Origin of the sequence: Streptomyces sp. WG7 (genome assembly GCF_049975785.1) — a bacterium.
In the GTDB taxonomy this organism is placed as follows: domain Bacteria; phylum Actinomycetota; class Actinomycetes; order Streptomycetales; family Streptomycetaceae; genus Streptomyces.
The window spans coordinates 111,840-127,697 of the sequence record NZ_JBNGGE010000011.1; the positions used below are offsets into that span (position 1 = coordinate 111,840).

Genomic DNA, 15,858 nt, shown 5'->3' on the forward strand with positions numbered 1-15,858 from the left:
AAGTCCGGTGGCCACCTCCACCACCAAGGCCCTGGCCGGGGACGAGCCTCCCGGTCCGTCCCCCAGGACGGGCGGCGAGGGCACCGCCCGGCGGCGCGGCGCACTGCTGCACCGGCTGGACATCAAGGGCGCCCCGTACGCGTTCGTCGCGCCGTTCTTCATCGTCTTCGCCGCGTTCAGCTTCTACCCCCTCGTCTACACCTCGTGGATCTCCCTGCACGACGTGGAACTGGCCACCCTCGACGTCATGGAGTGGGTGGCTTTCGACAACTACGTCGAGCTCTGGGGCGACTCCCGGTTCTGGAACGCGCTGCAGAACACGATCACCATCGGCGTCATCTCCACGGTCCCGCAGCTGATGATGGCGCTCGGCATGGCGCACCTGCTCAACTACCGGATGCGCGCCTCGCTGTTCTTCCGCGTCGCCTCGCTGGTTCCCTACGCCACTTCGGTCGCCGCCGCCGCGCTCGTGTTCACCATGATCTTCGAACGCGACTTCGGCATGATCAACTGGGCGCTCGGCTCGGTCGGCATCGACCCGGTGAACTGGGAGGCCGACAAGTGGCCCGCCCAGGTCGCCATCTCCACCATCGTCATCTGGCGCTGGACCGGCTACAACGCGCTGCTCTACCTGGCCGCGATGCAGGCCATCCCCGCCGACCGGTACGAGGCCGCCTCCCTCGACGGCGCCTCCCGGTGGCAGCAGTTCATCCACGTCACCATCCCCGGCATCCGCTCCACCATCGTCTTCACCATCGTGCTCTCCACGATCGGCGCGACCCAGCTGTTCGGCGAGCCGCTGATCTTCGGCCAGGGACCCAACGGCATCACGGGCGGCGCGGACAACCAGTACCAGACGCTGGGGCTCCTGCTGTACGAGGAGGGCTGGAAGAACTACCAGATGGGACGCTCGGCGACCGTCGCCTGGGTGATGTTCATGGTCCTCGTCCTCGCCTTCGCCGTGCAGCGGCTGATCAAGCGCCTGCGTTCCCGTTCGTCCTGACCTGGAGTCGCCATGACCACTCAAAGCCTCCCGGCCCGGACGGACGCTCCGGCCCGGACCTCCGCCGAGAAGCCGGCCGGCCGCGGCGGTCGCCGGCTGCTGCGCCAGCGCGCCGGCCGCCAGCACCACGCGGGCCCGCTCGCCTACGTCCTGCTCGCCATCATGGCGCTGCTGTCGATCTTCCCGTTGTACTGGACGATGGTGGCCGCCTCCACCGACAACACCCGGGTCAGCCAGACGCCGCCACCTTTCCTGCCCGGCCCGAACCTGTTCAGCAACCTCGCCCGGGCCTGGGACGAGGCGGCGATGGGCAAGGCCATGATGAACAGCCTCATCGTGGCCGGGGTGATCGCCCTGTCCACGGTGATGTTCGCGACCCTGGCCGGGTTCGCCTTCGCCAAGCTGCGGTTCAAGGGGCGCAACGTCCTGCTCATGCTGGTGATCGGCACCATGATGGTGCCGCCGCAGCTCGCCGTCGTACCGCTGTTCATGATGATGTCCGAGCTGGGCTGGTCGCAGCAGCTGCCCGCCGTCATCTTCCCCACGCTGGTGAGCGCGGTGGGCGTCTTCTTCATGCGGCAGTACCTGACGGAGGCTCTGCCTGACGAGCTCGTCGAGGCGGGACGCGTGGACGGGGCGCACTCGTTGCGCATCTTCTGGAGCATCGTGCTGCCTATAGCACGGCCCGCGATGGCGGTGCTGTTCATGATCACCTTCGTGCACGCGTGGAACGACTTCTTCTGGCCCTTCGTGGTGCTCGACATGACCAACCCGACGGTCCCCGTCGCGCTCACCCAGCTCAGCGCGGGCTATGTCCGCGACCAGTCGCTGATCATGGCGGGCGCGCTGCTCGGCACGCTGCCGCTGCTGGCGATGTTCATCATCTTCGGCCGCCAGATCGTCAGCGGCATCATGGCGGGCGCCGTCAAGGGCTGACCCGCCGGCGTGCCGGCCCGGGCCCCCGCCGACGGGCCGTACCCCACCCCACCCCACCCCGCAGGCATGCGTGCGCTTGCGAACACGCCCACCTAGAAAGGACTTACGTGGTCACCGCAGCACAGCAGACCGCGTCCGCCCCGGACGCCGCCCGTACCTTCCCCAAGGGCTTCCTCTGGGGTTCCGCGACCGCCTCGTACCAGATCGAGGGGGCCGCCGCCGAGGACGGCCGCACGCCGTCCATCTGGGACACCTACGCCCGCACCCCCGGCCGGGTCCGCAACGGCGACACCGGCGACATCGCCACCGACCACTACCACCGTTGGCGCGAGGACGTCGCACTCATGGCCGAACTCGGCCTGGGCGCCTACCGCTTCTCCCTCGCCTGGACCCGCGTCCAGCCCACCGGCCGAGGTCCCGCCGTGCAGAAGGGCCTGGACTTCTACCGTCGCCTCGTCGACGACCTGCTGGAGAAGGGCATCCAGCCCGTCGCCACCCTCTACCACTGGGACCTGCCGCAGGAGCTGGAGGACGCGGGGGGCTGGCCGGAGCGTGCCACGGCGGAGAGGTTCGCCGAGTACGCCGCCCTCGCCGCGGACGCCCTCGGTGACCGGGTGAAGACCTGGACCACCCTGAACGAGCCCTGGTGCAGCGCCTTCCTCGGCTACGGATCCGGCGTGCACGCCCCTGGACGCACCGACCCGGTCGCCGCCCTGCGCGCCGCCCACCATCTCAACCTGGCGCACGGCCTGGCCGTCCAGGCGCTGCGCGACCGCCTCCGCGCCGACGCCCAGTGCTCGGTCACCCTCAACGTCCACCACGTCCGTCCGCTCACCGACAGCGACGCCGACGCCGACGCGGTCCGCCGGATCGACGCGCTCGCCAACCGGGTCTTCACCGGCCCGATGCTGCAGGGCGCCTACCCGGAGGACCTGTTCAAGGACACCGCGGCCCTGACCGACTGGTCCTTCGTGCAGGACGGCGACCTGCGGCAGATCCACCAGCCGCTGGACTTCCTCGGCGTCAACTACTACACACCCACCGTCGTCTCCGAGGCCGACGGCAGCGGCACCCACACCTCCGACGGACACGGCAGGAGTGCCCACACCCCCTGGCCGGGGGCCGACCGGGTCGCCTTCCACCAGCCGCCCGGCGAGACCACCGCCATGGGCTGGGCCGTCGACCCCACCGGCCTGTACGACCTGCTGCGCAGGCTGGCGTCCGACTTCCCGAAGCTGCCGCTGGTCATCACCGAGAACGGTGCGGCCTTCGACGACTACGCCGATCCGGCCGGCCAGGTCAACGATCCCGCGCGCATCGCCTACGTGCGCGGCCACCTGGCCGCCGTCCACCGGGCCATCCTGGACGGCGCGGACGTGCGCGGCTACTTCCTGTGGTCGCTGCTGGACAACTTCGAGTGGGCACACGGCTACGGCAAGCGCTTCGGTGCCGTCTACGTGGACTACCCGACCGGCACGCGCATCCCCAAGGCCAGCGCCCGCTGGTACTCCGAGGTCGCCCGCACCGGAGTCCTGCCCGGCGCCTGACCCGGCCCGACGCGGCGACCGCGCGGACGCCCCGCGCGGTGCCCCGGCACTGGCCCGCCCCCGGCCCCCGCTGATGCGGGAAGCCGGGGGCGGCCTGCTGCAGCCGGTACCGGATCAGTCGAGCGGATCGAGTGTCAGCCGCGCCTGGACCGGGTTGCCGTCGTGCACCAGCGACTCGTGGTGGCCGACGTCGTCGAAGGCGAAGGCGTACGCCTTGCCGTCGGCCATCCGGTCGTGGATGATCCGGGCGTAGTGGTTGGTCACGGGCTCCTTGTAGAAGTCCGCCGCCGAGGGGTCGGGCTGGTGGGGGTTGCTCAGCAGCGTCGAGCGGTTGAAGCCGGCGCACAGCGTGCGCGAGATCGGTCCGCGCACCTGGTCGTTGGGGGCGTCCAGGAGCCGGTGGCAACCGAAGACGCTGGAGGCGTCGGGCTTCTGGAAACTCGTGACGACCGTCCCGGCGCCGTTGGTGAAGTGCATGACGCCGCCCGAGACGCGCCCGGAGTACCTGGTGCCCGGCCGGTCCGCGAACGGGGTGACGGTGAGTGTGGACGTCGTGTACTTCTGCCAGACGCGGTTGATGTAGTCGTCCATGACGGAGGCGGGCAGTGCCCCGGTCTCCAGCCCGTACAGCGGCGACAGCGCCCGCAGGACGGTGCCGTCGGACCGGGTCTGGATCAGCCCGCCCCAGCCGGGCTGCGCCCGCAGCGCGCCGAACACGGCGTCGTAGCCGCCCGCCTCGAGCCGTCCGACGCTTCTCACGCCGCCGTCGGTCCCCTGCACACCGACCGTGTAGGGCGCGGAGAACATGTCCACCTGTGTGCTGTTCAGCCACAGTCCGGAGTCGTTGAGCGTGTACTCGGACCAGTTGAACAGGATGTCGCGGTTGGGGTCGCTCGGGTTCTGCACGGCCGGCTGCACCAGGCCGCCCGTGGTCAGCCGGAAGTCGAGCTTCTGGCCGTACGAGAAGTAGATGCGTCCCGACAGCTTGGGGATCCGGATCGTCTTGGTCTGTCCTGCGGCCGGGCCGGGGATGGAGGCGTCCGGCGCGGGGGTGGGGGGATTGCCGCCGGCGGGCCAGGCGTGGAAGGTGCCGTTCGCGTCGGCCCAGCCCTGCCGACCCGTCGTCAGGGAGGTGCCGAGGTTGTAGATGTGCACCGGCTCGCCGCGGCTGGAGTTGTTGGTGATCTTCAGGGGGACGGTGGCGGGTACCGCGGCGTCCGCGGGTGGTGAGGCACCGAACGTGAGCAGGGCGCCGGCCAGGACCGCGGCCGTGGCCGCGGCGAGCAGACGGTGTTTGAGGCTTGAGAGCACTCTCCACCTCCGTGCGGGTGTGGGGGGATTGGTCCGTACCGATTCTGAGAGCGCTCTCAGAGTTGCGCTAGGACGCGTCCATGTCAATAAGGAGCGGAGGGGCCGGAGCCGGTGACCGCGACGAGGACGCGCCGCACACCGTGCGACGATGCGGGCCCCGCGTGTCGATGACACCGGCGCCGCCGCCCGTCGATGACACGGCCCCGCCGCCGGGCCGGGCGGCGGCCTCCTCACAGGCCGCGCCGAACAGCCCGGGCCCACCGGATTCCCGGCTCAGGGAAAGGGATGGGGAAAGGGGTTGAGTCCGGCCACGGTCGAGGGCGGGGCCGGGTCGCCGAGGAGGCGCGGCACGTCGAGCAGCCGGGGCAGGCCGTCCACTCTGCGCATGTCGTGCCCGAAGGTCATCGGCGCGGTGCCCGGAACCACGACCTTGACGCAGGCCAGCCCGCCGGCTCGCTGCTCCGAGGTGGTCTGGTCGACGACCAGCACGTCCAGTCCCGTCCGCAGGTACCGGTCGACGGCGTGCTCGACGTCCCGGGTCAGGTCGTCGTCGCTGAGGGGGACGCTCCTGGCTGTCATCTCCTCCAGTGACCGCCGCTCGGGAGAGGAGAACAGGAACTCCAGCCGGGAGAAGACCGAGGGGTCGGCGTACAGCAGCGAGTGATCGCTCATGCTCCGCACGAGAGAGGAGTCGGCGGCCATCGCCCTCACCCGCCCGCGGTGCTCCGCGTACGAGTGGTCCACGCTGGCCAGGATCGGGCCCAGCTCGCACAGCGCGTTGAGCACGGCGCGCTCGGGGACGAGGTGGGAGCCGCCCGCGCACACGGCCCTGGCCCGGCCGGCGTCGCCCGTGCGGTCGACGGCGATGGCCCACACGCAGGGCAGCCCCTGTTCGACCGTGGTGTCCAGCACGGTGACGGTCCTCGACGTCTCTTCCTCGAGGTGCGCGGCGAGCAGGCGGACCCGCGGGTCGCGGGCCGAGGACAGATCGATCCTGGGCAGTGGGCGGCGCGCGTACCAGGCGGTCAGGAAGGCGTCGCGTTCCGCGACTTCGAGGAGACCGTAGAGGACGGCTTCCTCCGGACAGCCGCCCAGGGCGCAGCCGTTGGAGATCTCGTAGGCCAGCCGGGGTTCGTCCGGCCGCAGCAGGTGGGCCCCGTAGTACGCGTACGTCTCGGGCAGCAGCACGGGCCGGCGCCGGGCGAAGGAGTAGGCCCACACCCAGTGCATCGACAGGTCTTCGTGGAAGGGGGTGAAGGGGAAGCCGGGTACCCCGTAACGCTCCGGCGTGTAGAGCCCGAGGGTGCGAGGATCGACAGCCGTCTCACGGATGTCGCGGTACGGGGCGCGGACGGTCGTCCGTTTACCGCCCGCCTGCAGTCCTCCCCACCGCTCGACGGCCTCCAGCACGGCGGTCGCCTCACTGGCGCGATAGCTGTCACTGCGCCCCCACCCGGATTCCTCCGCCGTGTGTCCCCGCATCGGCAGCAGTGCCCTGGCGACGGGGAGACCGCCTTCGTCCCCTGTGCCGACGTCTCTGATCAGGCCCGTCTCACTGTCGACGAACAGGCTTACCAGCGCCCGGCGTTCCTCGGTCGCGTTGCGGGTCCGGAACGCTCCGGGCCGGGGCTTGCGCCTGTGACGCAGCGGGAGCAGGGCGTGCTCGGCGGTGTCCTCCGGCAGCTCTCCGCAGACCGGGCAGAGCGGTTCGGGCAGCACTCGGTGGGTGCGCACGGTCAGGTCCGCCAGGCAGACGCGGAGGAGGGCCGCCGCGGACCGGGGTGTGCGGCCGCGGGCCAGTGCCGTGATCTCGTCGGCGACCAGCGCCGCGATGCCGTCGGCGGAGAAGGGGGTCAGCCACGGTGCCGGGCTGCGGGCCAGGGCGGCACGGTTGCGGTCCAGCACCGCGTAGCGGCCGGGCTGGTTGCGGCGGCGCCGCAGGTCGGCACAGGTCCAGCAGCCGGATGTGCCGGGAGCCGTCAGTGGTCCCACGGCCACGTGGCCCAGTTCGGCGGTCACGGGAAGGACGGGAACCGGGACGGCGGGCACCGGGACGGCGGGCACCGCGCCGAGGGGAGTGTCCGTCCAGCTGTCCGAGACGGGCACGAGGGCCACGAGTCCGTCGTGCCCGTCTCGTCGCGGCTCCGCCGGGTCCCGCAGCCGGACCCTCCCGGCCAGGGCGTCCGCCACGGCCTCCCGCAGGAGGCCGTCCCCCAGCAGGCTCACCGCCGGTGTCATGTCAGACATCGAGCAGCACCACCCTTCCGGCCCAGGGCAGGACCCGGGCCATCGCCGGATCGTCGTCGAGGAGCGTGAGCACCGGCTCCCGGCCGGTGCGCCGGATCGCGTCGATCACCTCGGCCGGGGTGACGTCCGCGGGCGGCGTCCATCCGCGGTCGCAGACGGCCGGCTCGTCCAGGAGGGCGCCGGGGAGCGCTCTCGACTGCGCTGCCGCCAGCAGGTGTTCGAGACCACGGTACGCGGCCGCGGTCCAGCTCAGCGCGGTCTCCACGTGGCGGATGGCCCCTTCCACCGCGCACCCCACGGTCGGCACCCCGGCGAGACCCGTCAGGTCGTACAGACGGACGTCGTCGGCGAGTGCGCCGAGCAGCCGGTGGTACTTCCCAAGGACGGGGTCCGAGGCCAGCGCCTTCTCGTCGATCGGCGTACCGGACCGGTCGATCAGGGCGGATTGGCCGCCGGAGCCCGAGAAGCCGGACCGGCCGCCGGAGCCGGTGAACAGGTTGGCCCGGTAACCGGCGAGGAGGGCGGAGGTCACCATCTGCGCCCAGTCGAGACCGGTCCCGACACCGGCACCCGGGTCCGGCGCGTCCGGGTGCGTGGCGCCGCGAGCGGCATCGGCGTCGACCAGCAGCGGTGCGTCGTCGCGCAGGCGCAGTCCCCAGCGCGGGCGGCGCCCGGCGGAACGCGGCGCGGGCGGTCCGGAGGCGAGCACCCCGTACACGCCGACGGCCTTCAGGGCGGCCCGGTGCCTGGCCGAGGCGAAGTCAGGTCCGACCGCCGTCACCTCCACCCGGTTGCCGGAGAACGGGTCCGCGACGACGGCACGCATCTGCCGCAGCGGCACCTGGGGCAGGTCGGCCTCGTCCAGGTCCCTGATCGGCCCGAACCGCTCGTCGACGGCGGCCATCACACGGGTCGAGAACTCCTCCTCGGTCAGTCCTCTCCCGGCGCGCAGTCGTCGTACGGACGCCTCGAACCGTTCCCGCGACCGCTGCACCGGCCCCGCAGGCGGAGGGAGGGGCAGCACTCGGTGAGAGGACTGCTCCAGCGTGCCGGTGTCGAACACCTGGAGACGGGAGTCGGCGGCGGCTGATGCCCCGGTGACATCGCGGTAGAGCCGGAACACGAGGTGGTTGGCCAGTACGGGCAGACACGCGCCCGATGCCGGAGGCGTACGGGCGGTCGAGAAGGCCCGCCTGTCGTCAGGGGTGAACCGCCGCCACACCGTCTCCCAGTCCAGTGCGGGGCTCGGTCCGATGACGACCTCGGCCGCCGACAGGAGCGCCTGCACCAGGGGAACGCCGCGCCGCGCGCAGCGTGCAGCGAGCCGGCGGGCCGGAGCGATGCCTCCGCAGTCGAACAGGTGGAGTGCGAAGTCGATGCCCTCCAGGACGTCGTCCTTTGGACCGTCGCCCTCCGTACCGCCGTCGCACGGGTCGTCGGCGGCCTGGGCGGGGCTGTCGATCAGCGCCGTCACCTTCCGTACCCCGCCGCGGGACAGCGCCCGTACGCACGCGGAGACCATCGGTCCAGGACCGGCGACCAGCGCCCTGCCTCCCACGAAGCGCTCGTGGGCGGCGTCCCCGTCTCCGAGGAAGTACGTGGCGAACGCCCGCCCGGCGCCGCCGCCCGCAGGCGCGCCCCGTTCCTCGTCGGCGTCCCGGACCAGGCCCTTCGCAAGCAGTACGTCGATCAGCCCGACGACCAGGTCCCGGTGCCGGTCCGACAGGGCCGCGGTGAGTTCGTCCACGGTCCTGCGGCCGTCCAGGTGTGGGGCCAGCCGCTGTGTGACGGCCGCGATCGACGTCCCGTTGAGGGTGATCTCACCGGCGCTGCTCAGCCAGACCACCCCGTGTGCCACCGGTGCGTAGAAGGCGTCGTCACGGAGCCGGGGCCTCATACTCGGCCCCCGTCCGCCCCGTCCCGCGACGGGGCGGGCCGTCCCAGAGCGAATTCCCCGACGCCGGTCTCCTCCAGGGCGTCGAGTCCGGTGGCGGCGGCGAAGGCGTCCGCGTCCCCGACGCCCAGGGCGCACGGTGCCAGCCCCATCGCTGTCGCGGCGAGGTACATGGTCTGCTGGACCACGCCCACGTGCTTGAGGGTCAGTGCGTAGGCCATCGCCCGGTACTTCCAGGACAGCCGGCCGTACCTGGTCGCGATCACGAACAGCACCTGGGGTGTGGCGCCCCCGTTCATCCCGGACGCCGACGACATCATCAGCCAGCGCAGAGCGGTCGCGGTGGCCGGGACGCGGCTCAGCCCGTGCTGGTGCGGGTCGTAGTGGTACAGGCCGGGGCGCAGGCCGCGCACCGTGTGCACCAAGGGATACACCTCCAGTTCGTGTGCGGCGCCGCCCGCCGGCCACGGCCGGTCCGACACGTCCAGGCCGGTGTCCTGACCGGTCGCGCGTACCCGTGCGGTCCGGAACAGGAACTCGCCCAGTTCCTCGACGGTCAGTGGCCGGTCCTCGTCGTACGAGCGGATCGACCGGCGCCTCTCCATCACCGCCGACAGGGGCGGATCCTGTGCGTGCAGCCGTTCGAGGTCGGGGCGGGGGAGCGCGACGTCCGCCGTTCCCCAGACGGGGTGCGGGGCGGGCGGCGGGTCGAAGCGGCCCTTCGCCCAGTAGGTGCCGCCGAAATCCTCGCCCATCCGGTGATCGCGGCGCAGCCTGCTGTCGTGGTGGAAGGCGAGCTCGTGCGGGCTCCACTGGGCGCCCCGCAGCTCGTCGGTCTCCTCGGCGGTGGCCAGGAGCCCCGCGTCCGCCAGGTCGGTCGACAGCCACCGTGCCGTCTCGGCGGGCAGGCCGCTGGGGTCCCGCGCACCCGCCGTCATGACGGTTTCCAGGAGCCGGGTGTCGGCGATCCGCATGCTCCGTGCGGCGGTCGGCGACGTCACCAGCACCGTGTCCCCGTCCCGCCTGACCGATGCGAACCGGGAGAGCCGGCGCGGGCCCTCCGGCGCAGCAGGACGGCGTGGCGGCCACCGGGCGTGGGTGCTGTACAGCGTCTGCCCGCCGCGGACAACGGTGGCCACCGCCCACCCGCCCCGGGCCAGTGCCGTCACCAGGGCCGTGGCGTTCTCGGCCGGGCAGAGCGCGTCGAGTTCCTCGATCGACCGGTCCTCGACGAGCGCGCGCAGCACGGCGTGCTCCGCAGCGGTCAGCCTGCCGAACTCCTCGGCGTGGGGCCAGCGGAGGAGGGCGGTGACTCCTGATCCGGAGGTGACGGACCGCACGCCGTCCGTGAGCCGGTACAGCCTGCGCAGCGCGGTCACGACGGCTCCCGGAGCCGTGCGGGAACGGCCCTGGGCGACTGGCCGGGAGCGGGCAGCTGTACGTCGGTGGCGGACACCTGGAACAGGTCCTCGGCGGCGTTCGCCGCCAGATGGCACAGCAGGAACCGTTCGACGGGAGCCAGTCCGAGCCGGGTGAGGTGCAGATAGGTGTAGTTGAGGGTGAGCCGGTACCCGTCGAACCAGATCTTGTCGACCTCGGCGCCGGGCGGGCGCGGACGGTTGTGGAACGGGCTCTTCCGCAGCATGGCCCTGGCCAGTTCGTCGTTCTCGGCCGAGCGATGCGCCCACGGCGGGTCCATGCTCATGTCACCGGCCGCGATCAGTTCCGCGCCGCGTCGCACCACGTCACCTGCGGCATCCAGCCAGCCGCGCACGAAGCGGGGTTCCGCCGCCCGCGAGTCGACGGCGGCCAGCAGCACTTCCAGCCGCCGCACGAGCTGGTCGCGGTGGGCCGCGTAGTGCCGTTCCCATGCCTCGCGGAGTCCCTCGGCCTCCGGCCACCAGGACAGGAATGCCTCGGCATGGGAACGGAACGAGACGAATCCCTGGCGCAGTCCGGTGCCGGACAGTCCGTGGGCCGAGGCGACCATGGTGTCGAAGGCGAGCCCGGCGAGCCGGCCGCCGGCGCGCAGATGAGCGACCGTTTCGAAGGCGAGCGGTGTCGTCGCCGCGTAGAAGTCGGCGAGCAGATCGGCGGCCCGGTGGCTGCCGAGCACATGCAGCCGTCTGTCGTAGGGGATCTCCTGCACGGAGTTGTCGGGCAGCAGCGGAGTCAGCGGTCCGGGTTCGTGTTCGAGTTCGGCGAGCCGCTCGTGCCGGCGGGCCGTCTCCGCGGCGTCGACCGCCGCTGTTGACGGGTGCGCGGTCAGGTATGCCTTGACCAACTCGTCGGCCGCGGGACGGACGACGTCTTCGAACACCTCCGGCCGGGCGTCGACGTTGATGCGCACATGCGGGCCGCGGAGCCAGTGCGGCAGGTAGTGCACCGAGGACACGTGCGGCGAGATCCTCTCCACGAGGGGCTTCACGGCCTCCAGCAGCAGTCGGCCGCGGTCCTCGTCGTAATAGGTGACACGGAAAGTCCGCCACATCATTCCCCCTGGGATCCGTCCGGGTCGGTGACCGCACGTGCGGCCAGGTAGCGCAGCACCCCCTCGGCGTCGACGCGTACGCCGACCCGGTTGGCGAAGAGGTGCGCGCACAGGTCCGCCGCGGACTCGGCGGACGGGGCGGTGGCGTCCGCGTTCAGCGCGTCCACCACCTTCGTCAGCGACGCCGTCCACCGCCGCAGGGTGCCGTCGCCGTCGGACGTTTGACGCCATTGCCCCGCGGACCTGCGCATACTGGCCGCCAGGGCGAGCAAGCGGTCCCGCTGTCTCTCGTACAGGGACTCCTGCCCACCGCCCCGTGCGCCGGCCTTCGCGAGTTGGCGCCGGGCGAGCCCCGGTACGTCCTCGCTGCCGAGTGTCCAGGCGAGGAGGAGGCAGCACAGCACGGCTGTCTCACGTCGCTGCCGTCCGGCTCCGGAACGCAGCTGGGCGAGGGCCAGCGCGCTGGACTCGGCGAAGTGCTCCTCCACGGTCTCGATCGTGGAGCCGCTGCCGTAGCGCCCGTGTTCGCGGTGGTACGGCAGGAAGTGCACCGAGTTGTTGGCGTACATGTGCGCGCTGGGGACGACGCCCTCCCATGCGCCGATCTCCCGGGCGGAGGCGAGGTACTCCTCCTGGGTCAGTACGTCGGGAGCCCGGCAGCGCCCGAAGTACGCTGCCGCCCGGTGTTCGATCAGCTTGCGCACGTCCTCCCGCACCGCGTCGTCGCCGGGCAGGACGCGGAGCCTGACGTGCGGGCCGCCGTCCCAGTACCGCAGGAAGAAGCTCCGCTCCGCCCAGGCGCGCCCGCGCAGTTCCCCGGTGAGCGGGTCCACCAGTGAGGTCAGCAACTGGTCCTGGTCTCCGTGGTGGAACAGGTGCGCGCTGATCCATCCGCCGTCGCTCACGGTGAGCCGTCCGCGGTGAGTTCGAGGACGAGCTCGACGACCCGGGGGTCCGAGCCCGCCACCGGGCCGGCCCGGGTGGGGTCGGGCAGTGCCTCCTCGAAGGCCACAAGCCCGGTGAACGACCTGGTCATGTGCCGGAAGACGGCGAGCATCGACATGCTGGACAGGTCCAGGAACATGGGCTTGCGGGACTTGGCGAACACGTTGCTCACCCAGTCCCCGCCGGCCGTGTGCAGCCGTACGAAGGACCGCCGCGGGATGCCGTGGGCGCGCATCCAGCCCGCCAGGCGCAGGAGGTGTTCCGCGTCCGTCTCTCCGGCGCGCCGCACCGGGACGTGGTCGATCGGGGCCCGCCACTCCGCCCGTTGCACGACGAGCCGCCCCACTTCCACCCGGGGCAGGAACTCCACGTCCTGGACGTGGTCGCCGGGTGCGGGTTTGAGCAGGGACAGGCTCGGGTGCAGGAGGTACGACTGTCCGAAGGCGGCGAACAGCAGGCGCGCGGCGGGAGGCAGCAGCGGGTCGGCCATCATGCCCAGATGGGCGGGCTGAACGCGGCGGTCCGTCGGCCGGGCCACCAGCTCCAGTGTGCCGCTGCCGGGGTCGTGCCGGACGACGAGATCGCGCAGCGGGATGCGCTCGTGCGCGGGCCGGGTGGTCGTGGTGCAGGGATAGTCGATCTCGTACGGGGCCGTGGGCGCACGCAGATTCACGGACACCCCGAAGGTCCCCGACAGTTCGGCGAGTACCGGGCCGTGTTCCGCGCCCGGTGCGGGCCGGCCGGTGGGGAGCCGCGGCCCGCCCGCCTGGCGCAGCAGCCGGGACCAGCGCCCGCCGCCCTTGCCGTGTCCGCCGCTGATGGTGTTGACCACGGCCGTCAGCCGATCGCCGTCGTGCGCCGGCTGAACGTAGCAGGCGATCGAGCCGGGGGCGCGGACCCAGTTCGGCCAGCCCGCCGTCAGGTCCTCCAGCACGGCAGGGGCGGTCCTGAGCACCATGCCGTCACGTTCGCCGGACAGTACGGTCTCCAGCGACTTCCGGCGCAGCCGGTGCAGCAGTGCCAGTTCGGGCACCGGGCTGTGCTCCAGCACCTCGGCCGGGACGGGTCTGCCGAGTTGCAGGAAGGGACGCAGCGGGCGCAGCCAGTCGGGGCAGTCGGTGTCCTCGCGGGCGAGATCGAACTGGATCGCGGTGTGCACGTCCAGAAAGGCCGGCGCGGCTCCCGCGCCGAAGCGGTGCCCGACGTACACGCCGAGCGCCGTCCGGACGGGCAGCATGCGGTCGTGCAGGGCGAGCCAGCGGCGCAGTACGTCCAGGTCGTCGAGGACCGGGCGCCACTCGGCCGTCGAGGCGGTGAGTGAACCGTGGGGGAGGACCGCGTTCTCGTGAAAGGAGATCTTGCCGAGCACGTCCGGCGGCGGCCAGTCCAGCCCCAGGCGTCGGCCGATCGAGGTGAGCAGCCGCGCGATGGCGGTCTGCCGCGTGCGGTAGCCGTCGACCTCCGTCGGGCCCAGTTCCCCGGTGAGTTCGTCGCGCAGGGCGGTGAGCTCGGCCGTCAGGCCGCTGAGGCCGGGAGCCGTCGCGACGAGGTGTCCGATCAGGTCGTCCAGCGGGTTCTCGGACTGGTCGGGGACGGGGCCGACGTACTCGAGCGCGCCGATGGTCACCAGCCGGGCGCAGAACCGCGCCACCGCGTCGATGCGCTCGGGCGCCGCGTCGGCGAGTCTGTCGCGCAGGTGGGCCAGCGAGCACTGGTCTCCCACGATGCGCAGGCATGCGGCGATCTGGGGTGTCGCCGGCACGGAGACGAGCGGTTCGGCCGGCCGACGTCCGAGGAAGGTGTACCGGCCGTCCACCTCGCGCAGGCTGGGGTTGGGGCGTACCTGGAGGCCGTGGGCGACCTCCTCGCGCGCCAGCAGCGCGCCGGTGAGCTGTTCCAGGACCATCCGGTCCAGTTCCAGGACGCAGGCGATGGTGTTGTCCCCCGACGAGGACAGCACCGGGCCGTCGTCCGACCAGGTGCCCGCCGCCGTCGCCGTGAAGGTGCTGTACGGGCTTGTCTTCGTCGCGGCGCGAGAGACGAACTTCGTCAGTCCGACGACCGTACGAGGCTTGAGCCGGGCCTGGTGGCCGGGCCGGCTGCGCACCAGTTCGTCCAGAAGGGCGGGGCTCGCCTGGGACAGGGCGTGCCGGAACATCGGATCGGCAGCGCTCTTGAGCAGCCTGGCCGTCTCGTCCGCGCGGTCCTGATCCATCGTCGCGGCGAGTTCGTGACGGGCTTCGCGTTGTCGGCGCATGGTCTCCAGCCAGCGCCCGACGCGCTGCGAGGTCTCCGCGGGCAGCGCCCGGGCCAGTTCCTCGTTCCATTCCGTACGCGCCGGAAGTCTTTTGCCGTGGATGCCGCGGCGTAATGCCACCAGCTTCGGCTTCAAGGAGAGATCGCCGAGCCCGCCGATCGCCGTGTAGAGCAGATCGCTCAGCTCTTCGGCATCCTTCGTCAATTCGTCGTCGAGCGACAGGATATCCTGGGCCAGCTGCCAGGACCGACCGCCCGCCAATTCATCCGGCAGAGTCGCGGGAAGTCCGCAGAAACGGGCGAAGAAATGCGTTCCGAAGGAGGAGGAAGTCACCTGCAGCCCTTGACTGGAATCAGTTGGCGGATGTGCGTGGCGCCTGGCCGCGGCGCCGGGGAGGACTCCCTCTCCGGCGCCGCGGTTGTCAGGCTACGGCAGGGACGAGCAGGAGCTGCCGCAGCTCGGGAAGGAGGCGCCGTTCTCGACGAGGCCGTGACCGGCCGTCAGGGACTCCACCGTGAGCCCGCTGTCGGCCAGATCGAAGACATCCGCGGGGATGTCGTCGAGGTCGAATTCGATTTCCATACCGTTTTCCACTGAATCTCCTGTGGTTGCGGAAATTGGACTGCTGGCAAAAGGATGCCGGCACGTTTTCGAGCCTACAGCGGTGGGTGAGGCGGTTCCACCGACACGGTGAGGTTGGCCGATTGTGACGTCGCCACCCACGGAAAAGTCTCATTCGGAATTCCGAATTCGGAGTTTATTGTTCCAGTTGAATGCCCGTCCAGGTGTTCTCGGGCAGGGGGAAGCGCCCTCCGAGCAGTCGGCGCAGCGGTGCACCGAGCCGGGCTCCGAGAAGGAACCCGGTATCCGCGCTCCGGTCGGCAGTCGGTGAGGATCCCTTTCGCAAGGGGGAAAACAAGCCTCCAGGTGGCCGGCTGCCGACCGGGCGCGGCCAGTCTCCAAGACTCCGGCCTCGCGACGTACCTATGACTTGCCAGGTTGCGGTCGCCGCCGGAGGCCCGGGTGCACCCGCACGGCGGACCTGGCACGGCCCTTCGTGGACCGGCGGCCCCGGCCGGCAGCGCCGTCGCATGCCGGCGGCCGAGGCACTCCTCGACGGAGAAGACCGTGGGACGGGGACGCCGTGTCCCTGCACGTCGCCGAGTCGACGGCGCGGGAAGCCGGCGAGCCGGACCCCGGCTGCGGAGGTGAGCGGAGCCGTCACGA

The 15,858-nt window shown here is 71.6% G+C and carries 11 protein-coding genes; 3 read left to right on the top strand and 8 right to left on the bottom strand.

The annotated features are described in order from the left end of the window. Positions 1–7 precede the first annotated feature (7 nt). The 3 genes from ACP4J0_RS14555 (at position 8) to ACP4J0_RS14565 (ending at position 3,486) form a co-directional block, all read left to right on the top strand. Positions 8–1,003, top strand: coding sequence for a carbohydrate ABC transporter permease (locus tag ACP4J0_RS14555; RefSeq protein WP_426599084.1), 996 nt, complete (start codon positions 8–10; stop codon positions 1,001–1,003). A gap of 12 nt (positions 1,004–1,015) precedes the next feature. Beyond that, positions 1,016–1,939, top strand: coding sequence for a carbohydrate ABC transporter permease (locus ACP4J0_RS14560; RefSeq protein ID WP_426520276.1), 924 nt, complete (start codon positions 1,016–1,018; stop codon positions 1,937–1,939). Between the two features lie 107 nt (positions 1,940–2,046). Further along, positions 2,047–3,486 carry a GH1 family beta-glucosidase gene (locus ACP4J0_RS14565; RefSeq protein ID WP_426599085.1) on the top strand — a complete coding sequence of 480 codons (1,440 nt, stop codon included), beginning with the start codon at positions 2,047–2,049 and terminating at the stop codon, positions 3,484–3,486. Between the two features lie 114 nt (positions 3,487–3,600). Here the strand turns inward: ACP4J0_RS14565 and ACP4J0_RS14570 are convergent, their stop codons facing one another. From ACP4J0_RS14570 to ACP4J0_RS14605, 8 genes are all read right to left on the bottom strand, one after another. After that, the gene (locus ACP4J0_RS14570; protein ID WP_426599086.1) at positions 3,601–4,797 is read right to left on the bottom strand and encodes a glycoside hydrolase family 64 protein; all 1,197 of its coding nucleotides are present in this window, start codon (positions 4,795–4,797) and stop codon (positions 3,601–3,603) included. 273 nt (positions 4,798–5,070) lie between these two features. After that, a complete protein-coding gene (locus ACP4J0_RS14575) occupies positions 5,071–7,044 on the bottom strand; it encodes a TOMM precursor leader peptide-binding protein (protein WP_426599087.1) in 1,974 nt (657 codons plus the stop codon). After that, on the bottom strand, positions 7,037–8,941 hold the full coding sequence (locus tag ACP4J0_RS14580; protein WP_426599088.1) for a hypothetical protein: 1,905 nt from the start codon (positions 8,939–8,941) through the stop codon (positions 7,037–7,039). The genes ACP4J0_RS14575 and ACP4J0_RS14580 overlap by 8 nt, the downstream gene beginning before the upstream one ends. Further along, positions 8,938–10,317 carry a SagB family peptide dehydrogenase gene (locus ACP4J0_RS14585; RefSeq protein ID WP_426599089.1) on the bottom strand — a complete coding sequence of 460 codons (1,380 nt, stop codon included), beginning with the start codon at positions 10,315–10,317 and terminating at the stop codon, positions 8,938–8,940. The genes ACP4J0_RS14580 and ACP4J0_RS14585 overlap by 4 nt, the downstream gene beginning before the upstream one ends. Further along, entirely contained in the window at positions 10,314–11,432 is a 1,119-nt protein-coding gene (locus ACP4J0_RS14590) for a thiopeptide maturation pyridine synthase (protein ID WP_426599090.1), read from the bottom strand. The genes ACP4J0_RS14585 and ACP4J0_RS14590 overlap by 4 nt, the downstream gene beginning before the upstream one ends. Then, on the bottom strand, positions 11,429–12,334 hold the full coding sequence (locus tag ACP4J0_RS14595) for a thiopeptide-type bacteriocin biosynthesis protein (protein WP_426599091.1): 906 nt from the start codon (positions 12,332–12,334) through the stop codon (positions 11,429–11,431). The genes ACP4J0_RS14590 and ACP4J0_RS14595 overlap by 4 nt, the downstream gene beginning before the upstream one ends. Beyond that, on the bottom strand, positions 12,331–14,835 hold the full coding sequence (locus ACP4J0_RS14600; protein WP_426599092.1) for a lantibiotic dehydratase: 2,505 nt from the start codon (positions 14,833–14,835) through the stop codon (positions 12,331–12,333). The genes ACP4J0_RS14595 and ACP4J0_RS14600 overlap by 4 nt, the downstream gene beginning before the upstream one ends. Before the next feature lie 222 nt (positions 14,836–15,057). Further along, entirely contained in the window at positions 15,058–15,213 is a 156-nt protein-coding gene (locus ACP4J0_RS14605; RefSeq protein ID WP_426599093.1) for a thiomuracin/GE37468 family thiazolyl RiPP peptide, read from the bottom strand. Between the last annotated feature and the right edge of the window lie 645 nt (positions 15,214–15,858).